Genomic DNA, 9,253 nt, shown 5'->3' with positions numbered 1-9,253 from the left:
ACCCGCGACCTCCGGCGTGACAGGCCGGCATTCTAACCAGCTGAACTACCAGACCAGTTTTACACTTCAGTATATCTAGCGAAACTAAACAAGCGGTCTGGACGGGACTCGAACCCGCGACCTCCGGCGTGACAGGCCGGCATTCTAACCAGCTGAACTACCAGACCAGTTTAGATTCATTTCAGTAAATTTTAAATTACAATTTCACTTTTAAAATCGCTGCTTTCCTTTATTCATACCGGCTCAGGTAGTATCCCTGTTTCTGAAAGCGATGCAAAGATAAAGCTTCTTTTTATTTATCCAATATATTTTTTCAATAGATATTTAATTTAATTCAAACTTATTACTTTCATCATTTGGTATCAGACGATTAAGAAAGAAACTTTTTTTCGTTATTTTTTGGTTCCACTAAGAATCTAATAAAATCGAGAGATATTAAAGCATATATAATCTTTGAACCACCTTATCAAGTAAACTAATTTTATATAACCAGCGCATATAAATACAAAGGGTGTCACCTCGCGATAACACCCCCAATTATATTCGTCGTATAGCTAACTACTCTTTATCAACCTTTTTCAGCAATGCTTTAACAGTAATTACTTCCAGGTAGGTTGTTCCACCACCAATTCCGAAACTACCTCCTAAATAAGCCACTAAATCGTCTTCTACAAGCACATCTTTCTTAAGTAGTTTTTTAAGTGTTTTCTTTAAAATCTCCTTTTTGGAGCTACCATCTTCCATTAAGCGAGGAACGACACCGTATGACAAGGCAAGCTGACGTCCTACGTTTGAATTGTAACATAAAGCATAAACAGGACAAGCACCTCTAAATGCTGCCAAATACCTTGCTGTTTTACCCGTTAAACTATCAGTTAATACTGCTTTAATATCCAGATTTTTACTTGCTCTAACAGCTGTATCTGCTAAATAAGAAGTAATATCATTTTTGTCGCTAAGAACAGGTATATCATAACGGCTATCTTTTGAAGCTTCTACTTCTTTAGCAATTTTAGCCATAGTTTTAACTGCTTCAACCGGGTAATTGCCATAAGCCGTTTCGCCACTAAGCATGATGGCATCAGTACGATAATAGATAGCGTTAGCAACGTCAGTTACCTCTGCTCGCGTTGGGCGAGGATTCTTGATCATAGTGTGCAACATTTGTGTCGCAACAATTACAGGCTTCTTTGCCTCAACACACTTACGAATCATTCGTCGTTGGATACCAGGAATCTTCTCTTGAGGTATTTCAATACCAAGATCTCCCCTGGCAACCATCACTCCATGAACATGCTCTAAGATCTCATCCAGATTTGCAACTCCCTCCTCGTTCTCAATCTTAGCAACAATCTTCATCGGGCTTTCCATTTCATTCAGGATTTGCTGCACTTCCAGTACATCTTCTTTATTTCGAACAAAAGAATGCGCTACAAAATCAATATTATTTTGAGCGGCGAACTTAATAAAGTTGCGATCTTTTTCTGTAACGGATGGCAGGTTAATACGAACGCCAGGAACGTTTACACTTTTGCGACTTCCAACAACACCATCATTCAACACTTTACAAAGCAGATGATCATCTTCTTTAGAAGTCACCTCCATAGCTACTTCACCATCATCAATCAGGATTTGACCACCAACAGGCATATCCTTAACAAAATCCTGATAGCTAACGCAAATACATTCTTTAGAAGACATGCTATCTATATCGCCTTTTACCTTTAATATATCACCGGTGGTAAGTACGATATCATCCTCACATTTGGTTGTTCTGATCTCTGGTCCTTTGGTATCAATCAAAATAGCTATCTTATCCGATACAGCTCTAACGTTGGTAATAACCTTAAGAACTCCTTCAAAATCCTGATGCGCCGTATTAAGACGAACCACATTCATTCCAGCCTTGTAAAGCTTTTTAAGAAAATCAACATCACAACTGCGATCCGAAATTGTAGCAACAATTTTGGTAAACTTCTTCATAATTAAATTTTTCTTGGTGGTATGCAACAATTAATATATTTCCAAACAAAGTTCTTCCCCAACTTTATTCAGATATTTTTCTACTTATTTTTCTTCCTGAAATATTTTACGACCTTTTTAAAGCTTCAATGGCTAAACGATAAGAATCAAAACCAAAACCTGCAATCACACCTTTACAAACGGCTGATAAAAATGATTTATGCCTGAATTCTTCGCGCTTATGCACGTTACTAATGTGAACTTCAATTACCGGACTTTCAATAGCTGATATGGCATCGGCAATAGCCAAAGAGGTGTGTGTATAAGCCCCGGCATTTAGTATAACTCCATCTACCCTATAACCTTCTTCATGAAGCTTATCTATTATATCACCTTCGCTGTTAGACTGATAATACATCAGATCATCAGCCTTGTACTCTTCAACAAGCTTGTTAAAATAATCCTCAAATGATTCGCTTCCATAAATGGAAGTTTCTCGTTTTCCTAATAAATTTAGGTTAGGTCCATTAACTATTAACAAGTTCATCTGCCGATTTCTATTTTTCGCTGCAAAATTACGATAGTTTGTTGGAATAAAAAAACAAGGGCTCTTTTTTAGGAATTAATAGGAAAAATAAACATTATCTTAAATTTTTTTAGACTTTTCTTGCTCGTTATCAGATCAATTTTTATTTTTACTGATGTAAAATAATCGGGAAACATTTTAAAAATTTTAATTATGAATTGGGAATCAGAAATTAAAGAATTCAGAAACTATTTGAAAATTGAAAAAGGATTATCTGAAAATTCTATTCATGCCTACATTACAGATCTAACGAAGTTAGTTACTTTTCTTGAGGAAAAGAATATTGACAAAGGTCCTGAGGACATTATTCTAGCTGATCTGAAAGACATGATGGAATGGATTGGCGAAAGAGGTATCAGCCCAAGAACTCAAGCCAGAGTAATCAGTGGTATTAAGTCTTTTTACAAGTTTTTATTAATTGAAGAAAAAGTAGAAAAAGATCCTACTGCATTACTTGAATCGCCAAAAATTGGTCGTAAGCTTCCGGATATTTTATCTGTGGAAGAAATTGACGCAATCATTAATTCTGTTGACTTAAGAAAATCAGAAGGTCAGCGTAACAAAGCAATTCTTGAAACTCTTTACAGCTGCGGCTTACGTGTTTCTGAGCTTATCGAATTAAAAATTTCAAATCTTTTCTTTGAGTCTGGTTTTATTAAAATTGAAGGGAAAGGTAACAAAGAAAGATTAGTGCCAATCAGCTCCAAAGCGATAAAAGAAATTAATTTGTACTTAAGTGAATATCGTCGTACTCTTAAAATCAACAAAGAGGATGAGGATATTTTATTCTTAAACCGTCGCGGTCGTAAGTTATCTCGTGTAATGATCTTCACTATCATTAAAAACCTTACTCTGAAGTTAGGATTTGAGAAGAATATCAGTCCTCATACTTTCAGACATTCTTTTGCAACACACTTAATCGATGGCGGAGCCAACTTAAGAGCTGTTCAGGAGATGTTAGGACACGAATCAATTATTACAACTGAGATTTATACGCATCTCGATAAAGAATATTTGAAAAATACTTTAATCCAGTTCCATCCAAGATCATAGGATTAGTCAAAAACTAAAAAGAGCGCAATCAAAATTTGATTGCGCTCTTTTTTTTCAAATAACTATAAATGAAAACAATAGAATTCTTTATCGGCATTTCTTACAAACGCCACTAACCTCAACCGATACTTCATTAATTTCATATTCAGGAATAGAGATCTTTATCGCCTGGTCAATGTGAAGGCAGGACACTTCATTACATTTGCTGCATTTAAAATGAATATGTTCATGGTTGTGACAGTGCATTGAACATCCCTGACTACATAATGCATAATAAATTTCATCACCTGTTGTGTATGCTTTATGAACAATTCCACTATCTATTAATGCGTTGATCGTTCGATAAAGTGTTACTCTATCAAAACTCTTCAAATGCTTTTGTATATCTGAATATGGAAGGGCTGAACCATTATCTGATAAAAGCTTCAATAGCTCAACCCGGATAGGAGTAGCTTTTAATTTTCGTTCTCGTAAATAATTCTTAATGTCTTCCAGGTCATTCATAAATGCAAAAATATTCTAATTACCAATATTTAAAAATAGTACTCAGAGTTTACTGGTCAAATTATACAACAGGGTTCAGATAATAACTTAAAATCTTGTTTCGGTAATAGATGTTTTTACTTTAAGACATACAGCTGCTTAATCTAATTGATTTTTGTAAGATAGATACCAAAGTATTGTAAAACGATTGCTTGATAATAAAACAAATTCTACCGATGTAACATTTTTATACTCAAACCCAATGGTGTTGACCATCCTTCTTTATCCGTCAAGTAAATTTGAAAGTGATAATCGCCTTCATCAAATAAGCCTTCTCCATTTTGCGATGGGATTGAAATGGGTAAGTATGCTTCGTACTCCTTCTCTCCTGAAGGGATTTGGTAATCTTCCAGATAAACATATGGATTGACTGGTTGCTTTTTAGGCGACAGCTCACATTCTTCTATATTATGACCATGTGAATGATGGTCGAAATTATGGTGTATATCAATGCTGTAAGCACCAAGCTCTTCATTATCACTGAATAATGCCCTAAAATTAAATGTTTCACCAAAATAGATGGTATCACAAAAGGAAGGGAAAGCATGAATATAGTCTGTATGAATCACCGGCTTTTCGGTGTCTATATCGGTCTTGTTATCACAGGAAAAGAGTACTATGATAGCAGCGAAAATGATTATGCTTTTTATTTTCATATGTTTATAATTTTCTTTCAATGGTCGTAACTTGTCCCCCCAAAGCAGGATGGAACACTCAAGAAAATTTATTCATCCTCCTGTTTGTAAGTTAGATGATTAAGTTTTACATGTTCGTTGCATTACCAAATGTAATTAATATCCGGCCAGTTACTATCATACCGGCCGGACAATACAATTAATCTTCAAAATCAATAGATCACTTTTGAGTGAAAGGTTAATTACCGTATTATTTCGTTGGTTGCTCCAATAAATCTATGTGAGCTTCATCGCTTCCAGTTTGGCCTTCCATGTCAATAACTTCAAGGTGAAAGTGGTACTCACCAGCACTAAAATCTCCAGGAATCTCAACATGCTCATGAAATTCAGCATTCTTAGTTCCTACATATTTACCTTCAAACTCAACTTCAAGTTCGTCATCAGTTGTTTCTGAATGTAGCTCAACTATAATTTTTGCAATCTTTCCTTCCGCTGTAATCTCAGCATCAATGTGCAAGTCTTCGCCAATTACAGCAGTATTATGATCATCATCATGTGTTTTAACTTGAATTTCATCATGGTGATGACCATCACCTAATTCGTGAATTTCAACTACTGGCTTAGCCGGTGCATCATCATCATTGTCGCATGCAGTAAACAACAAACCGACAGATAATAGAGTTGTAAATAAAATTTTTGCTTTCATCATTTTAAACTTTAAATGGTTAATTATTATTGTTCTTTATAATTGTGTTCCGAATGGAATGGATATATTCAATACAATATTTCGTCCCTGTTCAGGAATGCTCATTAGTTTGTAATAACTGGTATGGTTTAGATAGGCCGTGTTTAAAAGGTTTTGGACCTGCATATTCACCGAAAGTTTCTGATTTTTCAGTTTGACATCTCCACCAAATCCTATATTTACAAGCGTGTAACCTGGCGTTGGATCTTCAGGAGGAACAATGTCGTTTTGGGCGGCTGTTAGCCGATAATCAACCGAGAAGTAGGGATTTTCTGCAAATCCTAATTTATTTTTCTGATATTTTAGGTTGATAATTGCCGATGGAGGAGGTGAGAATGGCAGTGTAAACCCCTCCTTTGCTCCTGATAATTGAAGCGAATAAACATACTCTCCGATAATGCCCAGTGTTAAGGATTTAAGCAACTGGTAATGGGCATGTATCTCACCACCATACCTAAGCACTCGGCTTTGCGTGTAATAAAAAACCTGGTAGCCTTGATTGAATTCACTGGTGGGATTGAGGTAAATATAATTAGAGAAATAATTCAAAAAAGGGCTTGCACCAATGGCAAAGAGTGGTTTAGAATATTCAACTCCCGCATCCAATTGCCAAGATGTTTCAGGTGATAAATCTGCATCGCCCACTTCGTAACGGAAATAGTGGTAATTAATACCATTGGCTGCCAGCTCCTGTGCAGTAGGCATACGAAAACTTTTCCCGGCATTGAACTTTAATATCCAGTTTGAAGGATTGTAGTTATAGCCTATTGACCAGCTGAAGTTTGAGAAATTTCGTTCTGTTGCACTGGCTCTTTTCAAATAATGGTAAGTAGTATCATTCTCTTCAACAACAGGCGATAAAAACCAGTCGTTATATTGATGGATGGATACATGGCCATAATCGTATCGGCCACCAGCTTGTACTGATGAAACATTGGATAAGGCATATTTTAACACAATATATCCACCAAGGCTAGTGCGCTGATAGCTTGGAATAATAAATCCTCTGCCGCTGATTTCATTATTGTGATAATCACTATTAAATCCCGCTGTTAATGAAAACTGATCATTAATGGCATACCTGATATTCAGGTTGGCCGAATAGTAATCTTTTTTAAACTCACGTTCTAACTCAGAGGGAAAGGGTAAAGTATCTGGAAAAACCGGAGGCATGTAACCATGTTGGGTGTATTGGCTCCATTCCTGCCTGAAATTACGTTGAAAACCTCCGTCAAATTCAATTTGCAAATCGTTTTTTCGCCATTGGGTCTTATTCAATATTTTTAAATGACTGACCTCATAATGCGGGAGTAGAATATCCCTTGATGATTTGTCGTGGACTTCAGAATCCACCTCACGGGGCTCTAATCCATGTGCATTTGCAAAAAAACCGCCTTTGCTATTGGTTTGGCTGGCAAGTATTCTGCTTTGAAAATTATCTTTTACAATTCCAATTGTACCGTGGTAATTGTGTTCGTATCCGGCAGTATTTCGCATTTGTCTTTTGTGCAAGCCTACCTTGTACGAATAGGAATCAGGGAAGATAACCACGGTATCAGCCGGTACACGGTAATCGCCATAACTTAAAACGGTTGCCCTTACGCCTGCATACAACCAATTTTTTCTTCCCGTTAATGAAAGGGAAGAGCCCACTAAAGCATTATTTGATTTACCTATAATGTCTACATTTCCTTGAAAGGTGTTTGGTGCAGGTATTTTGTTGTTTTTAATATTAATAATGCCACCTATGGCATCGCTACCATACTTCAATGAAGCAGGTCCTTTAATAACCTCAATGTTTTCAACTGCAAACTGGTCAATCTCCAAGCCATGATCAGCTCCCCACTGTTGAGCTTCATGTTTGATATTATTCTCAACAACAACTACACGGTTAAATCCCAAACCACGAATAACAGGTTTGGACTGACCTGAACCGATATCAATGGTACTAACACCTGGTAAGCGTTCCAGGGAATTCATCAGGCTGCCGCCTAAATTCTTTTTCAGGTATTCTTCATTAACTATTTCAATATTCAGTGACTCTTCCTTTTTGCGTTGTTCCGCATAATTATCCTTTACCACCACTTCCTGCAGGCTAAGTGATGAAACCTTTAGTTGTGCCGTGTAGCTTTGGTGACCATTAATCGTAATGGTATCGCTTAAGGTTTTGTAGCCAATAAAGGACACTTCAATTTTATAATGTCCGGCAGGCAGATTATGAAAACTGAAGTTACCAAAGGCATCCGTTATTGAAGCTTTTTCAATTGGATACAGGTAGATAACAGCTCCGGTTAAGGGGCTCTTGTTTTCAGTGCTGATGCTGCCACTTAATTGATAGCCAGTCTGGCTGTACAGGCTGACTTGTATAATACTCATGCAGATAAGTAGCATGAAAAATCGAATCATGTTACGCACATTGAAATGTAAAACCTGAAAATTATAAACATGAATACCCAACATCATATATGGCTATTGAATCTGTTTAAGATCAACAACTACATACCAAAATCTTTGCGTAATTTACGCAAGGATTTGTTGGCGTAATTGCAAATGCATAACACACCTTTGTTCTCCATATTTCATAACCTGATTAGAGATGGATAATCATAAAATAATAGCTTAAAGAATATGTACTGGAGGTGCCCTGGAAGATTTATTGCTTAAAGCTGAATGGTATTTTTGTTGTTTGGTAATCGTTTCATAATTGCACTTAATGAGGGGAATTGCCCCTACTACTACAGTTATATCAACTAAATTCTTTGTCACAAAATGATAATCACAGATTGCACACTTATCTTCGCCTTTTGTTAGGCTGATACCATCATTTTGTTTGTGCTTGATCAATACCTGACACGTTTCATGCGAACAGCAATGATGATGAACATTTTTGTCACCTGAATGGTGCAACAAAACATGCAGTGACTGAAACAAGATTGGGAATACAAACAAGCACAACAAAAGAGGGGCGATATATGATTTAAATTTAATCACTATGCATCTTGATTTTTGCATTCACAACAGGGACTTTTAATTAGCAGCACTGTTTCGCTGTTAGTATACCCTTGTGGCAAGTTATAGTTTTGTACAGATATATTGTCCATGCATTTTACCGACTGACATTCCTGACAGTAGAAATGAGCATGTTTTACGACTTTGTTATCTACTACTATTTTGTGGATAATATTGTACTGATGCAGTGTTTTAAACGAACTGTAAAAGGTTGAGCGGTCATTTTCGTCCGTTAGCCTCTTCCTGATCTCAGTTTCGGATAGAGCCTGACCAACAGTCTCTATAACGTCTATTATACTTTCGCGACTATTACTTCGCTTTAAATTATGACCTCTCAGTATATCTACAGATTTCATAAAAGTAGAAACAACGCAAGTGCAACAATGTTGCAAATGTAGAAAAAAAAATTCTTCCATAAGGAAATCCAGCTGAAATAACAGGCAAATCCAATATTACTCAATAAAGAATACTTGCTAGTTAATACTTCTAAGTGAACTATATTTTTAAGATTGTTTTTTCTTACTTTTGCAGACTTATATAATCACATCATTAGCAAGTAGCTATTGATGAAAATGTAAAAACAGAAGAAAGACAATTACAATTATGGAAATTGCAAGCAAGTACAACCCGTCTGCTACCGAAGACAAGTGGTATAAGTATTGGATGGATAACGAATTCTTTAAGTCGGTTCCTGATGAGCGCGAACCTTACACCATCGTC

Annotated in this window: 8 protein-coding genes and 1 tRNA gene; 1 reads left to right on the top strand and 8 read right to left on the bottom strand. The window is 36.3% G+C overall.

What is annotated here, in order from left to right; all coding sequences use genetic code 11:
- Positions 1-93: 93 nt before the first annotated feature.
- The 3 genes from AC4MRQ_RS11055 to aroQ all read right to left on the bottom strand — a co-directional run bounded on the left by AC4MRQ_RS11055 (position 94) and on the right by aroQ (position 2,509).
- Positions 94-167, bottom strand: a tRNA-Asp gene (locus AC4MRQ_RS11055).
- 391 nt (positions 168-558) lie between these two features.
- On the bottom strand, positions 559-1,983 hold the full coding sequence (gene pyk / locus AC4MRQ_RS11050; RefSeq protein ID WP_491197737.1) for a pyruvate kinase: 1,425 nt from the start codon (positions 1,981-1,983) through the stop codon (positions 559-561).
- 106 nt (positions 1,984-2,089) lie between these two features.
- Positions 2,090-2,509 (bottom strand): type II 3-dehydroquinate dehydratase, encoded by a 420-nt coding sequence (gene aroQ, locus AC4MRQ_RS11045; protein WP_491197736.1) that lies wholly within the window; start codon positions 2,507-2,509, stop codon positions 2,090-2,092.
- Between the two features lie 192 nt (positions 2,510-2,701).
- Between aroQ and xerD the strand changes: the two genes are divergently transcribed.
- Positions 2,702-3,601 carry a site-specific tyrosine recombinase XerD gene (xerD, locus tag AC4MRQ_RS11040; protein ID WP_491197735.1) on the top strand — a complete coding sequence of 300 codons (900 nt, stop codon included), beginning with the start codon at positions 2,702-2,704 and terminating at the stop codon, positions 3,599-3,601.
- Between the two features lie 87 nt (positions 3,602-3,688).
- Here the strand turns inward: xerD and AC4MRQ_RS11035 are convergent, their stop codons facing one another.
- The 5 genes from AC4MRQ_RS11035 to AC4MRQ_RS11015 all read right to left on the bottom strand — a co-directional run bounded on the left by AC4MRQ_RS11035 (position 3,689) and on the right by AC4MRQ_RS11015 (position 8,889).
- A complete protein-coding gene (locus AC4MRQ_RS11035; RefSeq protein ID WP_491197734.1) occupies positions 3,689-4,105 on the bottom strand; it encodes a Fur family transcriptional regulator in 417 nt (138 codons plus the stop codon).
- A 209-nt stretch (positions 4,106-4,314) separates the two neighbouring features.
- A complete protein-coding gene (locus AC4MRQ_RS11030) occupies positions 4,315-4,800 on the bottom strand; it encodes a DUF4625 domain-containing protein (RefSeq protein WP_491197733.1) in 486 nt (161 codons plus the stop codon).
- A 229-nt stretch (positions 4,801-5,029) separates the two neighbouring features.
- A complete protein-coding gene (locus tag AC4MRQ_RS11025; protein ID WP_491197732.1) occupies positions 5,030-5,485 on the bottom strand; it encodes a DUF4625 domain-containing protein in 456 nt (151 codons plus the stop codon).
- A gap of 36 nt (positions 5,486-5,521) precedes the next feature.
- Entirely contained in the window at positions 5,522-7,900 is a 2,379-nt protein-coding gene (locus AC4MRQ_RS11020) for a TonB-dependent receptor (protein WP_491197731.1), read from the bottom strand.
- Between the two features lie 614 nt (positions 7,901-8,514).
- Positions 8,515-8,889 (bottom strand): transcriptional repressor, encoded by a 375-nt coding sequence (locus tag AC4MRQ_RS11015; RefSeq protein ID WP_491197730.1) that lies wholly within the window; start codon positions 8,887-8,889, stop codon positions 8,515-8,517.
- Positions 8,890-9,253 lie beyond the last annotated feature (364 nt).

The organism is Carboxylicivirga sp. (assembly GCF_982718395.1).
Note: the sequence above shows the minus strand (reverse complement) of the source record. Positions and strands in the feature narration are given on the sequence as shown.